This window comes from Oleispirillum naphthae (assembly GCA_027864655.1).
Lineage (GTDB): Bacteria > Pseudomonadota > Alphaproteobacteria > Rhodospirillales > Rhodospirillaceae > Oleispirillum > Oleispirillum naphthae.
On the sequence record JAQAZG010000006.1, the window covers coordinates 33,845 to 52,942 of the forward strand.

Here is a 19,098-nt window from a genome sequence, read left to right on the forward strand (position 1 = left end):
ACGCCCCGTCGGCGTTCCCAAGGCGGAAATGTCCCCTCGCAAAGTTTTATCTTCCGAAAGCTTTGGTTTTTCACCCCACCGCAAGCGCTGCAAACGCGGCGGCGGCTTCCACTTCGCGGGCGATGGCGGCGGCGCGGCGGGCGGCTTCGGCGTCTTCGCCCCAGGTTGCGGCCTGGTGGGTTTCGTCGAGGCGCGAGGCGGCAAAGGCGCGGTCGGCGGCGATGCGGCCTTCCACCACGGCGAGCGCCAGGACGACCGAGCCGAAGGCCCCGGCCAGCACCTGCGCCGCGGCGAGTCTCCAGGCGTCGTAGGCGGCGAAGGCGTCGCGGATGGCGGCGAGCGAGTCCTGCGGCTGGTCCACCGCGACGATGCCCACGGTGACGCGCAGGCGCGCGCCGAGCGCCGCCGCCGCCCAATCGAGCAGCGGCTGCCAGGCCTCCGCCTGGGCGGCGGCGAGGTTTTGCGGATAGGCGGCGCGGTAGCACAGGAGGTCGGCGGCGGCATGGCCGTGCAGGGCGTCGATCACCGCCTCGCGCGCCTCGGCGACGCCGTCGATGGCGGTGTTGGCGATCTGCGTCAGCGGCATGGCGCGGGCGTCCACGTGGATTTGCTGCGCGTCCCATTCCGCGGCCACCGCCTCGGCGAGCGCCCGGGTGGGCAGCACCAGGGGGCGGCGTTTCGGGGTTTTCGCGGTGCGCCCGTCGAGCACCACCGCGAAGCCGCCGTCATGCACGGCGACTCCCACGGCGGTGTAGACGCGTTTGGGTTTCGGCGCCTGCGGCAACGCCGCGGCGCGGATGCGGTCCTTGGTCATCTCCCCCCTACTTGCCGAACAGCCCCTTCATCGCGCCGCCGAGGGCGTCCACGGGATTGCTGGACGATCCCGACGACTTGGTGGACGAGGAGGTGCCGGAACTCTTGGCCGGGGTCAAGCCTTTTGCTGTGAGGCAGGGGTGCGGGTCCTTGGTCGCCTCGCCGATCAGCGCATCGCCCAAGAGCGACAGGCCGCCGGTGGCCACCGCCGCGCCGACCTTCAGCGCCGCCTTGCCCGCGCCCACCATGTCGATGCCGGTGGAGGGATTGCCGAGCGTTCCCCGCACCCGCACCAGCCCGGCGGCGGTCTGGGTGATGCCGACGTTGGCGGTCTCCTGCGGCATCGGGTCGATGCCGATGTCGAGCGCCTCGCTGCGCAGGTCCACGGAGCCCGCCATCACCACGTTGAGGGCGTCGGTTTCCGCTGCGATGCTCTTGTTGATGGTGGCGACGCCCTGCTTCACCGGCACCTTGACGACGAGGCAGGAGAGAACCGTCTTCTGCCGCGTGGCGAAGCCGGAATCGACCAGGGTGAGGCCCGACATCGCCCAATCGCCGATCGCCTTGCGCAGTTCGGCGTTGACGATCTCGCCCTTGCCGGATTCGACGTCGATGTCGCCGTTGAGGCCCGCCATCAGGGCGCGCACCGACTTGCCGGTGCCCTTGAGGTTGATCTGCAGGGTGGTGGGCACGCCCGAGATCATGCCGGTCATGCCCATGTCCTTGACCACCTGGCCGAGGGTGACGTCCTTGCCGGAGAGCGCGATGTCGAGGCCCGCGGGGCCGCCCTTGGGCCGCGCGTCGAGCACCACCTTGCCGCCCACCGTGCCGCCGCCGACGCCGAGGTCCGGCGCGGCGGAGAAGAGGCCGTCCTTGAGCGAGACGGAGAGCGCCGCCGGGGCGAGCTTGACGCCGCCGGGCAGGACGAGGGAGGCGATCTTCACTTGCGCGTCGGCATCCGCGGCGAACAGGCCGTCGAGCGGCAGCGGATCGGCCGGGAACACCTTGCCGTCGCTCCTGGCCGCCGGGGCCGCCTTGCCGCCCTTGGCCGGGGCCGCGGGCTGCGCTTTGGGCAGGCCGTCGAGCAGCTTTTGCAGGTCGAGGGATTCGGCGGTGAGGGTTGCGGTGATCTTGGGTTTCGCGCCGGAAAGCACGGCGTTCGCCGCAAGCTTGATCTCCTGGCCGCCGAGCTGGAGCACTGCGTTCTCCAGGCGGTAGGCCGCGGCCGAGGTCTTGACCGTGCCGGTGAACGCGAGCGGCGGCACCGCGGCGAGGTCGATCGCCAGCGCCTTGCCGATCTCGGCATAGGACTTGCCGTCGAAGACGAGCGCGACGTCCGCGTCCTCGCCGGTCATCGGCTTGCCGACCCGGCCCTTGGCGGAGAGGGTGACGCCCGGCACGGTGACGCCGAGGTCGAGGGTGGCGGGCTTGTTCTGGGTGAGGTTCTCGATCGGCCCGAGGCTGCCCTTCGCCCCGACCGGCAGGCCGTTGTAGACCACGTCGAGGGCGAGCTTCACCGGGTCGGAGAAGCTGGATGCGGCGGCGGAGAGCGACTTGACGTCGAGCGCGATGGTCTGGCCGCTCACCGCGTCGTCGAAGGAGAGGGTGAGGTTCTTCACGTCAACCTCGCGCACCGCGACGGCGGGCATCGCGCCGCCCTTCTTCTCCTCCGCCTTCTGCGCGGGGGCCGGGCCGGTCATCGCCGGGCCGCCTGTCATCGCCGGGCCCTGGGCGGCGGGCGAGAACTCCCAGTTGGCGCTGCCGTCCTTGCGGCGCACCAGGTCCACCGTGGTGTCGCGGATCACCAGGCGGTTGACCTGCACCGTGCCGGTGAGCGCGGCGAGAAGGCCGATCTCCGCCTCGGCGCGGCCGATGGTGAGCATCTGCGGCGCCTTCGCCCACGGCGCGTTGGACAGCTTGACGCCTTCCACCACCACCGCCGGGGAGAACGAGACCTTGAGCTTGAGCGGGCCGGAAATCTCGACCTTGCGGCCGGTCGCGTCCTCGGCCGCCTTGATGATGGTGCCGCGATAGGAATCCACGTCGATGGAAGACAGAATGCCGTAGGCGGCAGCCAACGCCACCACGACGACCCCCACCACGATCTGCACGACCCGCCGGATAGTCATGTTCCCGTTCCTTCTTCTGGTGATGACGCCGCAGGCGCCCGCATATCAAGGATTTAGGTATTCGCCGGTATCCCGACACCCCCTCGTCACGGCAATGTCTCGAAAAGCATGCCCGTCAACGCCGCGAAATCCGGCGCCACCGCGCGGGCCCCCGCGGCGAGCATCGCGCCGCCGTCGTGGTTGCCCCAGGCGACTCCGAAGGCGGCGACGCGGGCGGCGCGGGCCATTGCGATGTCGTAGACGGTGTCGCCGACCATGGCGCTGCCCGCGGGCTCCGCGCCCGCCTCCGCCATCACCTTGTGCAGCATGAAGGGATCGGGCTTGCCCGGTCCGTCGTCGGCGGTGCCGATCGCGGCGAAGCGGTGCAAGAGACCGTGGCGTTGCATCAACGCAAGCAGGCCGCGCCGCGACTTGCCGGTGGCGAGGGCGAGCAGACAGCCCGCCTCTTCGAGCGCGTCCAGGCAGGCGAGCGCGCCGGGGAAAAGCCCGTCCGGCATCGGCCGGGTTTCGCGGTCGAGTTGGTAGCGGCGCTTGTAGGCGGCGACGATTGCCTCGACGAATTGTGGCGAAATTTTGCCGACAATGTGGCCAACCGCTTCGGGCAGGGAGAGCCCGATAATGCCGCGGATCGCCGCAGGTTCCGGCGGCTCTCGCCCGCACTCGATAAAAGCTTCGGTCATACAACGCACTATGGTTGCGGCGCTGTCCACCAGGGTTCCGTCTACGTCGAACACCACCAACTTGGTTGCCACTATTTTGCCCCAATTAGCTTTACATGTGTGGCGAATTGCACTATCCCTTGGCCCGGGAAAAGGTCCAATTCGCGCCGCTGCGCCACTCTAGCACGGCGAGGACCTTGGGGCTTTCAAAGACCTATAAATTTACTTTTCTGGGGGCCAGAATGAGTAATTCTGCTAGCAGTGCGGACTCGGCGATGACCGGGGACCGCAAGAAGGAAATCGTTGGCTTGTTTCTGGGTGTGGCGTTCCTGCTCTACACCTTGTTCACCACTCCGCCGACAGGATTGTCCGTCACCGCCTGGAAGGCGATCGGCGTCACCCTGCTGATGGCGACGTGGTGGATGCTCGAGGCGGTGCCGATCGCGGTGACCGCGCTCGTCCCGCTGGTGCTGTTCCCCTGGCTCGGCGTCGTGCCGGCCAAGGTGGTGGCGCCCAACTACGCGGGCAATCTGATCTGGCTGTTCGTCGGCGGTTTTGCGCTGGCCTACGCCATGGAATCCTGGAACCTGCATCGTCGCGTGTCGCTGCTGGTTCTGAAGATTTGCGGCACCAACCCGAAGATGCTGATCCTCGGCTTCATGGTGGCCACCGGCTTCCTCTCCGCGTGGATGTCCAACACCGCTTGCGCCGCCCTGATGATGCCGATCGGCATGGCCATCGTGAAGATGGTGCAGGAAGGCGAAGGCAAGAGCGACGTGGAGAAGAAGGCCGCGACCAACTTCGGTATCTGCGTGATGCTGGGTATCGCGTTCTCCGCCTCGATGGGCGGCATGGCCACCCTGATCGGCACCCCGCCCAACGCGGTGATGGCCGGGCAGGTTGCCCAGATGACCGGCACCGCGGTGCCGTTCGCCAACTTCATCATGGTCGGCGCGCCCGCCGGTATCGCCCTCCTGGCGATCTCCTGGTGGACGCTCCCGATGTTCTTCCCGATCGCCGCGCTCGACCTCTCCCACGCCGGCGCGATCGTCGATGAGGAACTCGAGAAGCTCGGCAAGATGAGCCGCGGCGAGACGATCACCACCATCCTGTTCGTCGGCACCGCTCTGGCGTGGATCCTGCGTCCGCAGCTGGTCGGCCTTCTGCCGTCGGTCGATGTCGGCGGCAAGATCGTGCCGCTCAAGAAGTTCATCACCGACTCCACCATCGGCATGACCACCCTGCTGCTCTGCTTCGTCATTCCGGTGGACTTCAAGAAGGGCAGGATGGTGCTCGACACCTCCCTCTTCACCAAGGGCATTCCGTGGGACGCCATCCTGCTGTTCGGCGGCGGGTTCGCCCTCGGCGGCGCCCTGGCCAAGGCCGGCGTGACCACCTACGTGGCCGAACAGATGAAGTCCCTGGCGGGCATGAGCTCCATCGTGATGATCACCATCCTCGCCCTGGTCGCCATGCTGCTCACCCAGATGACCTCCAACACCGCGGTGGCCGCGACCTTCGTGCCGCTCGCCATCTCCATCGCCCAGGGTCTCGGCGTTTCGCCGCTGATCATGGCGATCCCGGTGGCTCTGGGCGCGTCGCTGGCCTTCTCGCTGCCGGTGGCCACCCCGCCGAACGCCATCGTGTTCGGTTCCGGCCTGATCCGCGTGCCCGACATGTTCAAATCGGGCATGACCTACAACCTCATCGGTATCGTCATCTCCGTCATCTCGATGTACGTGATGATGCCGATCGCCTTCGGCGTGAGGCTGTAAAGCGAACGGATTTCCGGCGGCTCCGCAAGGAGCCGCCGGTCATGCAAAAACCGGCCGCGCGAGCGGCCGGTTTTCTTTTGCGCGGAAGTTCACGCGTCGAGGTCGAACATCGGCTCGTCGCGGCCCAGCACCTCTTCGAAGCCGAGGTCGGCAAAGGTCGCCGCCATGTGCGGCGACAGCGGCGCGGTGACGCGCAGCACGCCCCCCGCCGGATGCGCCACCACGATGCTGCGCGCGTGCAGGTGCAGTTGCTTGATCCGCGTCACCCCGTCCGCCGCCTCGGGGAAGAAGGCGGCGCGGCCGCCGTACTTGCCGTCGCCGAGGATCGGCGTGCCGATGTGGGCCATGTGGGCGCGCAACTGGTGCGTCCGCCCGGTGCGCGGCATCATCGCCACCCAGGCGGCGCGCTTCTTCACCGCATCGACGACGCGGAAGTCGGTGACCGCGGTCTTGCCCTCGTCGTCGTCCACCGCGATCTTCTCCACCGGGCCGTGCTTGACCTTGGCGAGCGGTGCGGAGATGCGCCCCTGGCGCGGCTGCGGCACCCCCGCGACGATCGCCCAATAGAGCTTCTGGGTGCGGCGCTCGCGGAAGGCGGCGGTGAGCGCCTGCGCCGCGGCGCGGGTGCGCGCCAGCACCAGCACGCCGGAGGTGTCCTTGTCCAGCCTGTGCACCAGGCGAGGACGCTCCTCCAGGCCGAACTTCAAGGCGTCGAGCAGCGCGTCCACATGCATCGCGGTGTCGGTGCCGCCCTGCACCGCCAGGCCCGCGGGCTTGTTGATCACCAGCACGTGAGGGTCCTTGTGCAGCACCGCGGCGCGCAGCTCGGCGACCAGCGCCTCGGGCAGCGGCGGCGGCGGCTTGGGCGCGGCGTGCTGCGGCCTGGGCGCGAGCGGCGGGATGCGCACCGCCTGCCCGGCGGAAACCCGGTCGCCCGCCTTGACGCGCTTGCCGTCGAGCCGCACCTGGCCGGTGCGGCAGAGCTTCTCCACCTGGATGCGGCCGCATTCCGGCACGTGGCGGGCGAACCAGCGGTCGAGGCGGATGCCGTCGTCGTCGGCGGAGACGGCGAGCGTGCGCACGCCGGAAGTGTCCTGGAGGGTCATCGGGTGCCGCTTTCGTCGGTGGATTTCTTCTCGGCGCGCAGCCGGTTCCAGTAGGCGAGACGCTTGGATATCTCGCGCTCGAAGCCGCGCTCGACCGGGTGGTAGAAGGTCTCCCGCTCCATGCCCTCGGGGAAGTAGTTCTGCCCGGAGAAGCCCTCGGCGGTGTCGGGGTCGTACTGGTAGCCCGCGCTGTAGCCGAGCTCCTGCATCATCTTGGTCGGCGCGTTGAGGATGTGCATCGGCGGCGCCAGCGAGCCGGTGCGCTTCGCCGCGCGCTTCGCCGCGCCGTGCGCCTTGTACGCGCCCACCGACTTCGGCGCGGTGCCGAGGTAGATGACGAGGTAGGTGAGCGCGAGGTCGCCCTCCGGCGAGCCGAGGCGGTCGTAGGTCTCCCACGCCGAAATCGCCTGGGCGAGCGCCCCGGGATCGGCCAGGCCCACGTCCTCGACGGCGAAGCGCGTCAGGCGGCGCAGGATGTAGGCCGGGTCCTCGCCGCCGTCCAGCATGCGCGCCAGCCAATAGAGCGCGGCATCGGTGTCGGAGCCGCGCAGCGACTTGTGCAGCGCGGAGATCAGGTTGTAGTGCCCCTCCCCCGCCTTGTCGAACACCGGGGCGCGGCGCTGCACCACGCGGGCGAGGTCCGCGGGTGCGAACACCTCCCCCTCCCCGGCCATGCCGGTCACCGTCTCCACCATGTTCAGCAGCATCCGCCCGTCGCCGTCGGCCATCGCCTTCAGCGCCTCGCGCGCCGCGGCGTCGAGCGGCAGCGCGCGGCCGAGGTCCGCCTCGGCGCGGGCGAGCAGCGCCTCCAGCGCCGCATCGTCCAGGCGCTTCAGCACGATCACCTGGCAACGCGACATCAACGCCGCGTTCAATTCGAAAGACGGGTTCTCGGTGGTCGCCCCGACCAGCACCACGGTGCCGTCCTCCACATAGGGGAGGAAACCGTCCTGCTGCGCCTTGTTGAAACGGTGGATCTCATCGACGAACAGCAGCGTGCCGCGGCCAGTGGCCTTGCGCTGCTGCTTCGCCTCCTCGAACACCTTGCGCAGGTCGGCGACGCCGGAGAACACCGCCGAAAGCGGCCGGAACGCCAGATCGGTGCGCGCCGCCAGGGCGCGCGCCAGCGTCGTCTTGCCGCAGCCGGGCGGCCCCCACAGAATCAGCGACGGCACCCGCCCCTGCGCCAACTGGCGCGACAGCGGCCCATCCGCCCCGAGCACGTGGTCCTGGCCGAGAATCCCCTCCACCTCCGCCGGACGCAGACGGTCGGCCAAAGGATGCGGCGCAGCGCGCCCCGCCTTCGGCTTCTTCTCGTCCCGGTCGAACAACTCGTCGCTCATGGCTCAAAGGCTTTCCTAGAACCAGGCCGGGGGCGCTGCCCCTGGACCCCGCAAAGGGCCGCGGGCCCTTTGATCCCATAACTTATATACCAAGGAGCCGATCGCTACAGGCAACGATGCTCCTTCTTCTTTTTTGCGCGAAGCGCCATAAGCCCGTGCGTCCGCCACGGGGGCGTTGTCTGCCGCTACGCGGCGAAAAAACGGTTATGGGAGGCGCGGAGGGACCGAGTCCCTCCGCAAAGTTTTTGCTTTACTGCACCGTCACCGAGAGGCGTTCGCCGTTGCGGTCGATTTCCACCTGCCAGCCGTCGGAGGCGGCGCGCAGCGCCTTGAGCGTGGCGGCGACGGCCTTCACGCCGTGACGGTTGATCGCGACGATGCGGTCGCCGGGGCGGAAGCCGAGGCGCGCCGCGAGCGAGCCGCGCGCCACCTTGGTCACCACCACGCCGCCGGTGCCCAGCGGCAGGCCCGCCTCTTCCGCCAGGGCGGGATTGAGGTTGGCGATTTCCGCGCCGGAGAGCGGCAGGCGGCCGCCGATGGCGGTGGCGTCGCGCGGCGGCGTCTCCGGCGGTTCGATCAGGGTGGCGGCGAGTGCGATGCGGCGGCCCTGGCGCAGCACGGTGAGCGCCGCCTGGTCGCCCACCGGCACGGTGGCGAGGCGGTAGCGCAGGGCGGCGACGTCCGCGACCTCGCGCCCGTCCACCGCGAGCACGATGTCGCCGGAGCGCAGCCCCGCGTGCGCCGCCGGGCTGCCGGGGTAGACATCGGCGATGATCGCCCCGAAGGGGTGGTCGAGGCCCAGGCTGTCCGCCATGTCGGCGGAGACGGTATCGCCGTTGGCGCCGAACCACGAGCGCACCGCGTGGCCGTGCGCCAGGATGCTGGCGGCCACGGCGCGCACCATCGGGCTGGGGATGGCGAAGCCGATGCCGATGGAGCCCGCGCCCTCGCCGCGGGAATAGATCGCCGAGTTGATGCCGACGAGGCGGCCCTTCATGTCGATCAGCGCGCCGCCGGAGTTGCCGGGGTTGATCGCCGCGTCGGTCTGGATGAAGAAGCCGTAGTCGGCGATGCCCACCGAGGTGCGCGCCAGCGCCGAGACGATGCCCGAGGTGACGGTCTGGTTGAGGCCGAAGGGGTTGCCGACGGCGAGCACCAGGTCGCCCACGGCGAGCGCGTCCTCCTCGCCGAATTCCAGGTGCGGCAGGGCGTGGCCCTTGGCGTCGATCTTCAGCACCGCGATGTCGGTGCGCGGGTCGCGGCCGACCAGCACGGCGGGGAACTCGCGGCGGTCGGCGAGCACCACGGTGATCTCGTCCGCGCCGTCCACCACGTGGTTGTTGGTGACGATCACCCCGTCGGGACGGATGATCACGCCGGAGCCCAGCGCGCGCTCCACCCGCTCGCGCGGCACCGACTGGCCGAAGCCGAACTGGTCGCCGAAGAACTGGCGGAGGAAGGGGTCGTTCATCAGCGGGTTCGCCCGCTGGCGCACCGTCACCACCTTGCGGGTGTAGATGTTGACCACCGCGGGGGCCGCCGCCTTGACCAGGGGCGCGAAGGAGAGCTGCACCTCCGCCCGGTTGGCCGGGACCGCCCGGTCCTCCGCCTGCGCCGGAGCGGCGAGCGCCGCCAGCAACAGAACCCCCATCCCCCAGGCGCGCATCGTCCGCATCATCCCGTCCGGCTCCTTCTTTCCGTGAAACGACAAAGGCGGCCCGGGGGCCGCCTTCGCGATGATCTCGTCGGGGCGGGCTTTACGCCTCGGCCGCGGCCTCTTCCTCGTCCGGCATCATGGTCGGACCGGAGTCCAGGCCCTTCGCCGCCGGATCGCGATCGACCAGTTCGATGATCGCCATCGGCGCGCAGTCGCCGTACCGGAAGCCGGCCTTCAGCACGCGGGAGTAGCCGCCCTGACGGGTCGCGTAGCGGTCCTTGAGGACCGAAAACAATTTGGCGACGACCGCCTCGTCGCGCAACTGCGCATAGGCCTGACGGCGGGCGTGCAGGTCGCCGCGCTTGCCCAGCGTGATCAGCTTCTCGACGATGGGACGCAGGTCCTTCGCCTTCGGCAGCGTGGTCTTGATCTGCTCGTGCTTCAACAGCGCAGACGCCATGTTGGCGAACATCGCCTTGCGGTGCGTGCTGGTACGGTTGAGTTTACGGCCGCTCATGCGGTGACGCATTCCATCCTCCTCAAAGCTGTCGGCTCGCGCACGAGACCGATGACGTTCGCGACACCGCCGCGGGGCATGCCCCGGGGACGGCGCGCCGGGCTCCCCATGAGCCCATTCTCACCCGCGAAGGCCGGCAGCGCCTCAGTACGGCTCTTCCAGCTTCTTCGCCAGTTCCTCGATGTTCTCCGGCGGCCAGTTCGGAATGTCCATGCCGAGGTGCAGGCCCATGGAGGCCAGAACTTCCTTGATCTCGTTCAAGGACTTGCGGCCGAAGTTCGGGGTCCGCAGCATCTCGGTCTCGGTCTTCTGGACGAGGTCGCCGATATAGATGATGTTGTCGTTCTTCAGGCAATTGGCGGAGCGCACCGAAAGCTCGAGCTCGTCCACCTTGCGCAGCAGGTTCTTGTTGAACGGCAGCTCGTCGGCCTTCTCGGCTTCCGGCTGGCTCTGCGGCTCCTCGAAATTGACGAACAGCTGCATCTGGTCCTGGACGATGCGCGCGGCCAGAGCCACCGCGTCTTCCGGGGTCACCGTGCCGTCGGTGACGATGTTCATGATCAGCTTGTCGTAGTCGGTGACCTGGCCGACGCGGGTGTTCTCCACCTCGTAGGCGACCTTCAAGACCGGCGAGAAGATCGCGTCCACCGGGATCAGCCCGATCGGGCAATCCTCGGGGCGGTTCATCGCCGCCGCCACGTAGCCCTTGCCGGTGTTGACGGTGAATTCGCAGTTGAACGCCGCGCCCTCGTCCAGCGTGCAGAGCACGATGTCGGGGTTGAGAATCTCGATGTCGGAGCCCGCCTCGATCATCCCGGCGGTGACCACGCCCGGACCCACCTTCTTCAGCGCCATGCGCTTCGGGCCTTCGGCATGCATGCGCAGCGCGATGTTCTTGACGTTGAGGATGATATCGGTGACGTCCTCGCGCACGCCCGGCACCGAGGAGAATTCGTGCAGCACGTTCTCGATCTGGATCGCGGTCACTGCGGCGCCCTGCAGCGACGAGAGCAGAACGCGGCGCAGCGCGTTGCCCACGGTCATGCCGAAACCGCGCTCCAAAGGCTCGGCGATGATCTTCGCAACCCGCGTCGGATCGTCACCCGGCTCGATGGTCAGCTTGTTCGGTTTGATCAATTCCTGCCAATTCTTCTGAATCACGGGGTGCCTCATCAGACAGAGGGGGAGATTTCATCCCCAAAGACGAACAGGTGAAGCGACGGATTCCCGCCTGGGAAGCCGTCGCCTCATCCCGGATAAGCCGAATTACACGCGCCGACGCTTGCGCGGACGGCAACCGTTGTGCGGAATCGGGGTGACATCGCGGATCGCGGTGATGGTGAAGCCCACCGCCTGCAACGCGCGCAGCGCCGACTCACGCCCGGAACCCGGACCCTTGACCTCGACCTCGAGGGTCTTCATGCCGTGGTCCATGGCCTTCTTGCCGGCGTCTTCGGCGGCCATCTGCGCCGCATACGGCGTGGACTTGCGGGAACCCTTGAAGCCCATGGTGCCCGACGACGACCAGGAGATCGCATTCCCCTGCGCATCGGTGATGGTCACCATGGTGTTGTTGAACGACGCGTTGACGTGCGCGACGCCGGAAACGATATTCTTGCGTTCGCGACGACGCGGACGCGCGGCAGCTGTCTTAGCCATGTGCCATCAGCCCCTTATTTCTTCTTGCCAGCGATCGGTTTAGCCGGGCCCTTGCGGGTGCGCGCGTTGGTATGCGTGCGCTGTCCGCGAACAGGGAGGCCGCGGCGATGACGCAACCCGCGGTAGCACTTGAGGTCCATCAGCCGCTTGATATTCATCGTCGTTTCACGACGAAGGTCGCCCTCGACGGTGTAGTCACTGTCGATGACCTCGCGGATGCGCAGCACTTCCTCGTCGGAAAGCTGATTCATCCGCCGTTCGTCGCCGATGCCGACCTTGCCGCAGATCTCCTTGGCCATCTTCGGACCGATGCCGTAGATGTAGGTCAAGGCGATCAAAACGCGCTTGTTGGTCGGGATATTAACGCCTGCAATACGCGCCAATGCCGCTTCTCCCTAGCACTTGCCTTTGGTGCCGCCTGATTTCGCGGAAAAACCGAAGTCGCGGGATTATACGAAGAACTTTTCCCGAGTCAACGGCTTCCCTTGAGGGCACCGGATAATAATTCCCACGGCCGGTTCTAACCGGCCACTGTCTCCACCAACTGCCGCGTCACGTCTTCGATCGGTGCAGCGCCATCGATGGTCTTCAACAGGCCGCGCTGTTCGTAGTAAGGCAGCAGCGGCGCCGTCTGGTCGTGATACGCCTGCAAGCGCGTCGCCACGGTTTCCGCGGTGTCGTCCTTGCGGCGGATGAATTCGGTCGAGCCGCAGACGTCGCAGACGCCCTCGACTTTCGGCTTCTGGAACGTGTCGTGGTATCCCGCGCCGCACTTGGCGCACGAATACCGCCCGGTGATGCGTTCGACGATCATCGCATCGGGAACACGCACCTCGATCACCGCATCCAGCGAAAGCTCACGCTCCGCAAGCATCGCATCCAACGCTTCCGCCTGCGGAATGGTACGCGGAAAACCGTCGAGAATGAAGCCTTTCACGCAATCCGGCTCGGCAATCCGCGCGGCGATCACCCCCACCATCACGGCGTCGGGGACCAGCGCCCCCGCCTCCATGATCTTCTGGGCGGTCTTGCCGATCTCGGTGCCCGCCTTGACCGCGGCGCGCAACATGTCGCCGGTCGAAAGCTGCACGATGCCGAAGGTATCCTGCAGGATCCGCGCCTGGGTGCCCTTGCCCCCGCCGGGCGGCCCCATCAGGATGATCCGTTTGCCTTTCATCTCCATTCCCTATACTCGCCCGCCGTGCGGGAGCCCCCTTGCCTACGCCCTGCCCGCCCAAGTTACCGGCGGCGGCCGCTGCGGTTGTTCAAGCGGCTTTTCTTGATCAGACCCTCGTACTGGTGTGCCAAGAGATGCGACTGCACCTGCGTCACCGTATCCAGCGTCACCGACACCACGATGAGCAGCGAGGTGCCGCCGAAGTAGAACGGCAGGCCCCACTTGAACATCAGCAGTTCCGGCAACAGCGTCACCAGCACCAGGTAGGCCGCGCCGACCGCGGTGAGGCGGTTCAGCACGAAACGCAGGTAGTCCGCGGTGTTCTTGCCGGGGCGGATGCCGGGCACGAAGCCGCCGCCCTTCTTCAGGTTGTCGGCGGTCTCGTCCGGGTTGAACACCACCGTGGTATAGAAGAACGCGAAAAACACCACCAGCGACGAGAACGCGATCATGTAGACCGGGTTGCCGCGCGAAAACATCGCGAGGATCGGGCGGATCCATTCCGGCATGTTGGCCCCCGCCATCTGCGCGTAGGTGACCGGCAGGCCCATCAGCGCGGAGGCGAAGATCGGCGGAATCACGCCCGAGGTGTTGATCTTGAGCGGCATGTGCTGGGTGTCGCCGCCGGTCATCCGCGTCGCCGAGACCTGGCGCTTCGGATACTGGATGAGCACCTTGCGCTGCGCGCGCTCCACATAGACGATGCCCGCGATCACCGCCAGCGCCATCGCCAGAAAACCGACGATGACGAAGGCGGGCAGAGCGCCGGTCTTGCCGAGTTCCAGGGTGTGCGCCAACGCCGCGGGAATGCCCGCGACGATACCGGCGAAGATGATGAGAGAAATGCCGTTGCCGATGCCGCGCTGGGTGATCTGCTCGCCCAGCCACATCAGGAACATCGTGCCGCCCACCAGGGTCGTCACGGTGACGGCGCGGAAGAACATGCCCGGCTCCATCACCGGCGAGACGCCGCCTGCGGTCACCATGTTCTCCAAGCCGGTCGCAATGCCGTAGCCTTGCGCCGCGGCGAGCACCACGGTGAGGTAGCGCGTCCACTGGTTGATCTTCTTGCGGCCGGCCTCGCCTTCCTTCTTCATCGCCGCCACGGTCTCGGAGGCGACGCCCATCAACTGCATGATGATCGAGGCCGAGATGTAGGGCATGATGCCGAGCGCGAGGATCGACATGCGCTTCAGCGCGCCGCCGGCGAACATGTCGAAGTTGCCGAGAATGCCGCCGCCGTGCTGCTGGAACACCTGCGACAGCACCGTCGCGTCGATGCCGGGCACCGGCACCCAGGTGCCGAGACGGTAGATCACCAGAACGAACAGCGTGAACCAGATGCGGTTCTTGAGCTCCGTCGCCTTCGACAGAGCGTCCCAGCTCATACTCGAGGCGAGTTGTTCGGCAGCGGACGCCATGGGCAAAAACCTCGGTTGCGAAAGCCATCAAATCCACCGCGGAACGGCCCGATGCGGCCTGCGGCGGAAAAACGGGGAAAACCAAACGGCGCGGACGGGCCGCGGAGGAAAAAGGGGACCGGCGCGGACGCATGCCGCGCCGGTCCCCGCGTTCTGATCAGGCCTTGGCCGGAGCCTCGGCCGGGGCCGGGGCCGGAGCCAGCACGGTGACCGCGCCGCCCGCCTTCTCGACGGAGGCGATGGCGCCCGGGGTGGCGCCCACCACCTCGATCGTCACCTTGGCGGAAAGTTCGCCGGTGCCGATCAGGCGGATGCCCGCCAGAGGCTTGTGGATCACGCCCGCGGCCTTCAGCGCCTCGGCGTTCAGCGTCTGGGCGAGATCGAGCTTGCCGCCGTCGATCGCCTGCTGCAGGCGGGCGATCGTCAGCTCGGCGAACTCGACGCGGTTCGGGTTCTTGAAGCCGCGCTTCGGCAGGCGGCGGTAGATCGGCATCTGCCCGCCTTCGAAACCGTTGATCGAGACGCCGGTGCGAGACTTCTGGCCCTTGACGCCGCGGCCGCCGGTCTTGCCCTTGGTGCAGCCGATGCCGCGGCCCACCCGGGTACGGACCTTGCGGGCCCCGGCGTTGTCGGCAATCTGGTTGAGTTTCATCGCTCTATGACCTTCCTATGCGTCCGCTTATTCGTCCGCCACCTTCACGAGGTGGGCGACCTTGTTGATCATACCGCGCACCGAGGGAGTGTCCTCCAGCTCGCGGGTGCGGTGCATCTTGTTCAGCCCGAGGCCGACCAGCGTCGCCCGTTGGTCGGACTTGCGGCCGATCGGGCTGCCGGTCTGGGTGACCTTGATCGTCTTGGCGGCCATCGCTTCTTACTCCTTCACCGCGGCGGCGCCGTCGCGGCGCCCGACGATGTCGCCGACCTTCTTGCCGCGCTTGTTCGCCACCATGCGGGGCGAATTCAAGAGCGAAAGGGCGTCGAACGTCGCCTTGATCATGTTGTGCGCGTTGGCCGAGCCGGTGGACTTGGCCACCACGTCCTGCACGCCCATGGTCTCGAAGATCGCGCGCATCGGGCCGCCCGCGATGATCCCGGTGCCGGGTTCGGCGGTGCGCAGAATCACGCGGCCGGCGCCGAAGTGGCCCTGGATGTCGTGATGCAGCGTCCGGCCCTCGCGCAGCGGCACGCGGATCATGTTGCGCTTCGCCTGGTCGGTGGCCTTGCGGATCGCCTCCGGCACTTCGCGCGCCTTGCCGGTGCCGTAGCCGACACGGCCCTTCTGGTCGCCGACGACGACGAGCGCGGCGAACGAGAAACGCCGGCCGCCCTTCACCACCTTGGCGACGCGGTTGATGTGCACCAGCTTATCGATGAAATCGTCCTCGCGGTCACGCTCCCTCTCGGGACCGTTTCCCTTCTGCGGACGACGTTCGGAATTCGGATTACGAGCCATACTTCTTCATCCCCTCAGAACTGCAGTCCGCCTTCGCGGGCCGCGTCGGCGAGCGCCTTGACGCGGCCGTGGAACATGAAGCCGCCGCGGTCGAAGACCACCTCGACGACGCCCTTCGCCTTGGCGCGCTCGGCGAGCAGCTTGCCCACCGCGACGGCCGCGGCCGCATCCGAGGTCTTCTCCAGAGTGCCGCGCAGGTCCTTGTCCAGCGTGGAGGCCGCGACGATGGTCACGCCCCTCACGTCATCGATGACCTGGGCATACATGTGTTCGTTGGTGCGGTGCACCGACAGACGCGGACGTCCGGCGGCCTTCTTGCGCAGGGACCAGCGGTTGCGGGCCTTGCGGCGTACCATGAGTTCTTTTGCCGTCTTCATGATCAAGCCCTTACTTCTTCTTGCCTTCCTTGCGCAGGATCTTCTCGTCCGCATACTTCACGCCCTTGCCCTTATAGGGTTCGGGGCCGCGATAGGAGCGGATTTCGGAAGCCACCTGCCCGACACGCTGCTTGTCGTTGCCCGAAATCTCGATCTGCGTCGGCTGGGGACACGCAATGGTGATGCCGTCGGGGATCGGGAAATCGACATCGTGGGAGAAGCCGAGCGCGAGCTTCAGGATCCTGCCCTGAACCTGCGCGCGGTAACCCACGCCGACGATATCCAGCTTCTTGGTGAAGCCTTCGCTCACACCCTTGACCAGATTGTTGATGCGGGCGCGGCTGGTGCCCCACATGGAGCGCGCAAACTTGGTTTCGCTGCGCGGCTTCACCCACACCTTGCCGTCTTCGAGCTTCGCCTCGACGTCCTCGACGACGTCATAGGAAAGCTCGCCCATTTTGCCCTTGGCGCGCACGGTCTGCCCTTCGACAGAGACCGTCACGCCGGCCGGCACCACGACCGGATATTTGCCAACTCGCGACATGACCGTCCCTTCCTTAGAACACCTTGCAGAGGATTTCGCCGCCGACGTTCGCCTGGCGCGCCTCGTAGTCGGACATCACGCCACGCGGCGTGGAGAGGATGGAAATCCCCAGCCCGTTGTAGACGCGCGGCAGGCCCTTGGCGCCGGAGTAGACGCGGCGGCCCGGGGTGGAAACCCGCGCGATCTGCGAGATCACCGGTTCGCCCTCGTGGTACTTCAGCTCGATCTTGAGCTCGGCGATGCCCTTGCGGACCTCGACCTCCTCGTAACCGCGGATGTAGCCCTCGCGCACCAGAACGTCCAGGACGCTCTTGCGGAAGCGGGAAGCCGGAGCGGCGACGGACGGCTTGCGCGCCCGCTGGCCGTTCCGGATGCGGGTGAGCATATCGCCCAAAGGATCTGTCATCGACATGGATGCGCCCCCCTTACCAGCTGGACTTCGTCATGCCCGGGATCTGGCCGAAGGAGGCCAGATCGCGCAGCATCACGCGGCCCAATTTGAATTTGCGGTAGGTCCCGCGGGGACGACCGGTCAGGTCGCAGCGGTTGCGCTGGCGCACCGGGGCGGAGTTACGCGCCACCTCGGCCAGCTTTATGGTCGCCTCGAAGCGCTCTTCCGGGGTGACCTCACGGTTCATCACGACGGCCTTCAGGCGCGCGCGGCGCGCGGCGCACTTCGCGGCCATTTTGGCGCGCTTCTTGTTGCGTTCGACAGCACTGGTTTTCGCCATGGTTCCTCTCCCGGCCTTACTTGGCGAACGGCATGTTGAAACCGGCCAGAAGCGCCTTGGCTTCCTCGTCGGTCTGCGCCGTCGTGCAAATGATGATGTCCATACCCCGGACGGTATCGACCTGGTCGTACTCGATTTCCGGGAAGACGATCTGTTCCTTCAGGCCGAAAGCGAAGTTGCCGCGGCCGTCGAAGCACTTGCCGCGGATGCCGCGGAAGTCGCGGACGCGCGGCAGCGCAATGTTGACCAGACGGTCGAGGAACTCGTACATGCGGTCCTTACGCAGCGTCACCTTGCAGCCGATCGACATGCCTTCACGCAGTTTGAAGGTGGCGACGGACTTGCGCGCCTTGGTGACGACCGGACGCTGACCGGCGATCGCGGCCATTTCCTTGGCGGCGCCCTGGACCTTCTTCTGGTCCGCGACGGCGTCGCCGACGCCCATGTTCAGGACGATCTTGGTCAGCTTCGGAACCATCATCGGGTTCGCGTAGCCGAACTTATCCTGCAATTCCTTGCGAACCACGGTGTCGTAGTGTTCGCGCAAACGAGCAGCCATTGATCCCGCTCCCCTTACTTGTCGAGGACTTCGCCGGAAAGCTTCGCAACGCGAACCTTTCGGCCGTCTTCGAGAGTCTTGAACCCGACGCGGGTCGGCTTGCCTTCCTTCGGATCGACATGCGCGACGTTGGAGACGTGGATCGGAGCCTCCTTTTCCACGATCCCACCGGCCGACATCTGGCTCGGACGGGTATGGCGCTTCACCACGTTGACGCCCTGCACCACGACGCGGGAAGCGGACGGAAGCGAACGCATCACCTCGCCCTTCTTGCCCTTGTCCTTGCCGGCCAGCACGACGACGAAGTCGCCCTTCTTGATCTTCGCAGCGGACATCACAGCACCTCCGGCGACAGCGAAATGATCTTCATGTAGCCCTTGGCGCGCAGCTCGCGCACCACCGGGCCGAAGATACGGGTGCCGATCGGCTCGTTCTGCTTGTTGATCAGAACCGCCGCGTTGCGGTCGAAGCGGATGACGCTGCCGTCGGGACGGCGCACTTCCTTCGCCGTCCGCACGATGACGGCGCGGTGCACATCGCCCTTCTTGACGCGACCGCGCGGGATCGCGTCCTTCACCGACACCACGATGATGTCGCCGACCGAGGCGAACCGACGCTTGGCGCCGCCAAGCACCTTGATGCACTGCACCCGCTTCGCCCCCGAGTTGTCGGCAACGTCCAGGTTGGTTTGCATCTGAATCATGGACCGTTTCCTTTATCTTGAAACAGATATTCGAATTTATTCCGCATCCGCCGCCATGACTTCCCAGGTCTTGGTCCGGGAAATCGGAGCGCATTCGCGGATACGCACCACGTCGCCCACCTTGAACGCATTGTTCTCGTCATGGGCCGCGTACTTCTTGCTACGCCGGATGAACTTCTTGTAGACGGGGTGCATGAAGCGGCGCTCGACCTTGACCGTGACGGTCTTGTCGTTGCAGTCGCTGACCACCACGCCCTGCAGGATACGCTTAGGCATTCTTCGCCTCTCCACGCTTGGCGCCCATCACCGTCTTGATGCGCGCGATATCGCGGCGCACCTGACGCACCCGGGCGGTGTTCTCCAACTGCCCGGAGGCGCGCTGGAACCGCATGTTGAACTGTTCCTTCTTCAGGGCGACGAGGTCCTCCTGAAGCTGGTCGATCGATTTCGCGCGCAACTCTTCCGCCTTCGCCAT

The 19,098-nt window shown here is 66.9% G+C and carries 25 protein-coding genes; 1 reads left to right on the top strand and 24 read right to left on the bottom strand.

The genetic code is table 11. The features are described 5' to 3' along the window. Positions 1 to 70 precede the first annotated feature (70 nt). The 3 genes from O7R11_RS07965 to O7R11_RS07975 all read right to left on the bottom strand — a co-directional run bounded on the left by O7R11_RS07965 (position 71) and on the right by O7R11_RS07975 (position 3,694). The gene (locus tag O7R11_RS07965) at positions 71 to 814 is read right to left on the bottom strand and encodes an ATP12 family chaperone protein (RefSeq protein WP_337996975.1); all 744 of its coding nucleotides are present in this window, start codon (positions 812 to 814) and stop codon (positions 71 to 73) included. Between the two features lie 7 nt (positions 815 to 821). After that, positions 822 to 2,942 (bottom strand): AsmA family protein, encoded by a 2,121-nt coding sequence (locus O7R11_RS07970; RefSeq protein ID WP_337996976.1) that lies wholly within the window; start codon positions 2,940 to 2,942, stop codon positions 822 to 824. 86 nt (positions 2,943 to 3,028) lie between these two features. Further along, on the bottom strand, positions 3,029 to 3,694 hold the full coding sequence (locus O7R11_RS07975; protein WP_337996977.1) for an HAD-IA family hydrolase: 666 nt from the start codon (positions 3,692 to 3,694) through the stop codon (positions 3,029 to 3,031). Between the two features lie 182 nt (positions 3,695 to 3,876). On the opposite strand from O7R11_RS07975, the gene O7R11_RS07980 reads away from it, so the two are divergent. After that, a complete protein-coding gene (locus tag O7R11_RS07980; protein ID WP_337996978.1) occupies positions 3,877 to 5,376 on the top strand; it encodes an SLC13 family permease in 1,500 nt (499 codons plus the stop codon). Positions 5,377 to 5,465: 89 nt separating this feature from the next. Here O7R11_RS07980 and O7R11_RS07985 read toward each other — a convergent pair whose 3' ends face one another. The 21 genes from O7R11_RS07985 to rpmC all read right to left on the bottom strand — a co-directional run bounded on the left by O7R11_RS07985 (position 5,466) and on the right by rpmC (position 19,098). After that, on the bottom strand, positions 5,466 to 6,482 hold the full coding sequence (locus tag O7R11_RS07985; RefSeq protein ID WP_337996979.1) for an RluA family pseudouridine synthase: 1,017 nt from the start codon (positions 6,480 to 6,482) through the stop codon (positions 5,466 to 5,468). After that, positions 6,479 to 7,825: a replication-associated recombination protein A gene (locus tag O7R11_RS07990; RefSeq protein ID WP_337996980.1), complete on the bottom strand. Its 1,347-nt coding sequence runs from the start codon at positions 7,823 to 7,825 to the stop codon at positions 6,479 to 6,481. Before O7R11_RS07990 ends, O7R11_RS07985 begins: the two co-directional genes overlap by 4 nt. Positions 7,826 to 8,075: 250 nt before the next feature. Next, positions 8,076 to 9,503, bottom strand: a complete 1,428-nt coding sequence (locus tag O7R11_RS07995) for a DegQ family serine endoprotease (RefSeq protein WP_337996981.1) — start codon at positions 9,501 to 9,503, stop codon at positions 8,076 to 8,078. A gap of 79 nt (positions 9,504 to 9,582) precedes the next feature. Continuing rightward, the gene (rplQ, locus tag O7R11_RS08000; protein WP_337996982.1) at positions 9,583 to 10,011 is read right to left on the bottom strand and encodes a 50S ribosomal protein L17; all 429 of its coding nucleotides are present in this window, start codon (positions 10,009 to 10,011) and stop codon (positions 9,583 to 9,585) included. 132 nt (positions 10,012 to 10,143) lie between these two features. After that, positions 10,144 to 11,160 carry a DNA-directed RNA polymerase subunit alpha gene (locus tag O7R11_RS08005; protein ID WP_337996983.1) on the bottom strand — a complete coding sequence of 339 codons (1,017 nt, stop codon included), beginning with the start codon at positions 11,158 to 11,160 and terminating at the stop codon, positions 10,144 to 10,146. Positions 11,161 to 11,265: 105 nt separating this feature from the next. Then, the gene (rpsK, locus tag O7R11_RS08010; protein ID WP_337996984.1) at positions 11,266 to 11,658 is read right to left on the bottom strand and encodes a 30S ribosomal protein S11; all 393 of its coding nucleotides are present in this window, start codon (positions 11,656 to 11,658) and stop codon (positions 11,266 to 11,268) included. A gap of 14 nt (positions 11,659 to 11,672) precedes the next feature. Continuing rightward, complete coding sequence (gene rpsM, locus O7R11_RS08015) at positions 11,673 to 12,041, bottom strand: 30S ribosomal protein S13 (RefSeq protein ID WP_337996985.1); 369 nt, start codon at positions 12,039 to 12,041, stop codon at positions 11,673 to 11,675. 137 nt (positions 12,042 to 12,178) lie between these two features. Beyond that, positions 12,179 to 12,835, bottom strand: coding sequence for an adenylate kinase (locus O7R11_RS08020; protein ID WP_337996986.1), 657 nt, complete (start codon positions 12,833 to 12,835; stop codon positions 12,179 to 12,181). A 62-nt stretch (positions 12,836 to 12,897) separates the two neighbouring features. Then, entirely contained in the window at positions 12,898 to 14,256 is a 1,359-nt protein-coding gene (secY, locus tag O7R11_RS08025) for a preprotein translocase subunit SecY (protein ID WP_337996987.1), read from the bottom strand. 157 nt (positions 14,257 to 14,413) lie between these two features. Beyond that, complete coding sequence (rplO, locus tag O7R11_RS08030; RefSeq protein WP_337996988.1) at positions 14,414 to 14,908, bottom strand: 50S ribosomal protein L15; 495 nt, start codon at positions 14,906 to 14,908, stop codon at positions 14,414 to 14,416. Positions 14,909 to 14,935: 27 nt separating this feature from the next. Next, entirely contained in the window at positions 14,936 to 15,121 is a 186-nt protein-coding gene (rpmD, locus tag O7R11_RS08035; RefSeq protein ID WP_337996989.1) for a 50S ribosomal protein L30, read from the bottom strand. 6 nt (positions 15,122 to 15,127) lie between these two features. Continuing rightward, entirely contained in the window at positions 15,128 to 15,709 is a 582-nt protein-coding gene (gene rpsE, locus O7R11_RS08040) for a 30S ribosomal protein S5 (protein WP_337996990.1), read from the bottom strand. Positions 15,710 to 15,723: 14 nt separating this feature from the next. Further along, positions 15,724 to 16,086, bottom strand: a complete 363-nt coding sequence (gene rplR / locus O7R11_RS08045) for a 50S ribosomal protein L18 (protein ID WP_337996991.1) — start codon at positions 16,084 to 16,086, stop codon at positions 15,724 to 15,726. Between the two features lie 10 nt (positions 16,087 to 16,096). Then, on the bottom strand, positions 16,097 to 16,630 hold the full coding sequence (rplF, locus tag O7R11_RS08050) for a 50S ribosomal protein L6 (RefSeq protein WP_337996992.1): 534 nt from the start codon (positions 16,628 to 16,630) through the stop codon (positions 16,097 to 16,099). A gap of 13 nt (positions 16,631 to 16,643) precedes the next feature. Next, positions 16,644 to 17,042, bottom strand: a complete 399-nt coding sequence (rpsH, locus tag O7R11_RS08055; protein WP_337996993.1) for a 30S ribosomal protein S8 — start codon at positions 17,040 to 17,042, stop codon at positions 16,644 to 16,646. Positions 17,043 to 17,055: 13 nt separating this feature from the next. After that, positions 17,056 to 17,361: a 30S ribosomal protein S14 gene (rpsN, locus tag O7R11_RS08060; RefSeq protein ID WP_337996994.1), complete on the bottom strand. Its 306-nt coding sequence runs from the start codon at positions 17,359 to 17,361 to the stop codon at positions 17,056 to 17,058. Between the two features lie 16 nt (positions 17,362 to 17,377). Then, complete coding sequence (rplE, locus tag O7R11_RS08065) at positions 17,378 to 17,920, bottom strand: 50S ribosomal protein L5 (RefSeq protein WP_337996995.1); 543 nt, start codon at positions 17,918 to 17,920, stop codon at positions 17,378 to 17,380. 14 nt (positions 17,921 to 17,934) lie between these two features. Then, complete coding sequence (rplX, locus tag O7R11_RS08070; protein ID WP_337996996.1) at positions 17,935 to 18,255, bottom strand: 50S ribosomal protein L24; 321 nt, start codon at positions 18,253 to 18,255, stop codon at positions 17,935 to 17,937. Further along, positions 18,255 to 18,623 (bottom strand): 50S ribosomal protein L14, encoded by a 369-nt coding sequence (gene rplN, locus O7R11_RS08075; RefSeq protein ID WP_337996997.1) that lies wholly within the window; start codon positions 18,621 to 18,623, stop codon positions 18,255 to 18,257. The genes rplX and rplN overlap by 1 nt, the downstream gene beginning before the upstream one ends. Positions 18,624 to 18,659: 36 nt before the next feature. Further along, entirely contained in the window at positions 18,660 to 18,899 is a 240-nt protein-coding gene (gene rpsQ / locus O7R11_RS08080; protein WP_337996998.1) for a 30S ribosomal protein S17, read from the bottom strand. Beyond that, complete coding sequence (rpmC, locus tag O7R11_RS08085) at positions 18,892 to 19,098, bottom strand: 50S ribosomal protein L29 (protein WP_337996999.1); 207 nt, start codon at positions 19,096 to 19,098, stop codon at positions 18,892 to 18,894. The genes rpsQ and rpmC overlap by 8 nt, the downstream gene beginning before the upstream one ends.

Coding starts and splice junctions, on each gene's coding strand:
- rpsQ (WP_337996998.1), bottom strand. CDS start 18,899: ATGCCTAAGCGTATCCTGCAGGGCGTGGTGGTCAGCGACTGCAACGAC.
- O7R11_RS07965 (WP_337996975.1), bottom strand. CDS start 814: ATGACCAAGGACCGCATCCGCGCCGCGGCGTTGCCGCAGGCGCCGAAA.
- rplR (WP_337996991.1), bottom strand. CDS start 16,086: ATGAAGACGGCAAAAGAACTCATGGTACGCCGCAAGGCCCGCAACCGC.
- rplF (WP_337996992.1), bottom strand. CDS start 16,630: ATGTCGCGAGTTGGCAAATATCCGGTCGTGGTGCCGGCCGGCGTGACG.
- O7R11_RS07995 (WP_337996981.1), bottom strand. CDS start 9,503: ATGATGCGGACGATGCGCGCCTGGGGGATGGGGGTTCTGTTGCTGGCG.
- rpmD (WP_337996989.1), bottom strand. CDS start 15,121: ATGGCCGCCAAGACGATCAAGGTCACCCAGACCGGCAGCCCGATCGGC.
- O7R11_RS07985 (WP_337996979.1), bottom strand. CDS start 6,482: ATGACCCTCCAGGACACTTCCGGCGTGCGCACGCTCGCCGTCTCCGCC.
- rpmC (WP_337996999.1), bottom strand. CDS start 19,098: ATGGCGAAGGCGGAAGAGTTGCGCGCGAAATCGATCGACCAGCTTCAG.
- rpsN (WP_337996994.1), bottom strand. CDS start 17,361: ATGGCGAAAACCAGTGCTGTCGAACGCAACAAGAAGCGCGCCAAAATG.
- rplN (WP_337996997.1), bottom strand. CDS start 18,623: ATGATTCAGATGCAAACCAACCTGGACGTTGCCGACAACTCGGGGGCG.
- rplX (WP_337996996.1), bottom strand. CDS start 18,255: ATGTCCGCTGCGAAGATCAAGAAGGGCGACTTCGTCGTCGTGCTGGCC.
- O7R11_RS07990 (WP_337996980.1), bottom strand. CDS start 7,825: ATGAGCGACGAGTTGTTCGACCGGGACGAGAAGAAGCCGAAGGCGGGG.
- O7R11_RS07980 (WP_337996978.1), top strand. CDS start 3,877: ATGACCGGGGACCGCAAGAAGGAAATCGTTGGCTTGTTTCTGGGTGTG.
- rpsK (WP_337996984.1), bottom strand. CDS start 11,658: ATGGCTAAGACAGCTGCCGCGCGTCCGCGTCGTCGCGAACGCAAGAAT.
- rpsH (WP_337996993.1), bottom strand. CDS start 17,042: ATGTCGATGACAGATCCTTTGGGCGATATGCTCACCCGCATCCGGAAC.
- O7R11_RS07970 (WP_337996976.1), bottom strand. CDS start 2,942: ATGACTATCCGGCGGGTCGTGCAGATCGTGGTGGGGGTCGTCGTGGTG.
- rpsE (WP_337996990.1), bottom strand. CDS start 15,709: ATGGCTCGTAATCCGAATTCCGAACGTCGTCCGCAGAAGGGAAACGGT.
- rplQ (WP_337996982.1), bottom strand. CDS start 10,011: ATGCGTCACCGCATGAGCGGCCGTAAACTCAACCGTACCAGCACGCAC.
- O7R11_RS08020 (WP_337996986.1), bottom strand. CDS start 12,835: ATGAAAGGCAAACGGATCATCCTGATGGGGCCGCCCGGCGGGGGCAAG.
- rplO (WP_337996988.1), bottom strand. CDS start 14,908: ATGAAACTCAACCAGATTGCCGACAACGCCGGGGCCCGCAAGGTCCGT.
- rplE (WP_337996995.1), bottom strand. CDS start 17,920: ATGGCTGCTCGTTTGCGCGAACACTACGACACCGTGGTTCGCAAGGAA.
- secY (WP_337996987.1), bottom strand. CDS start 14,256: ATGGCGTCCGCTGCCGAACAACTCGCCTCGAGTATGAGCTGGGACGCT.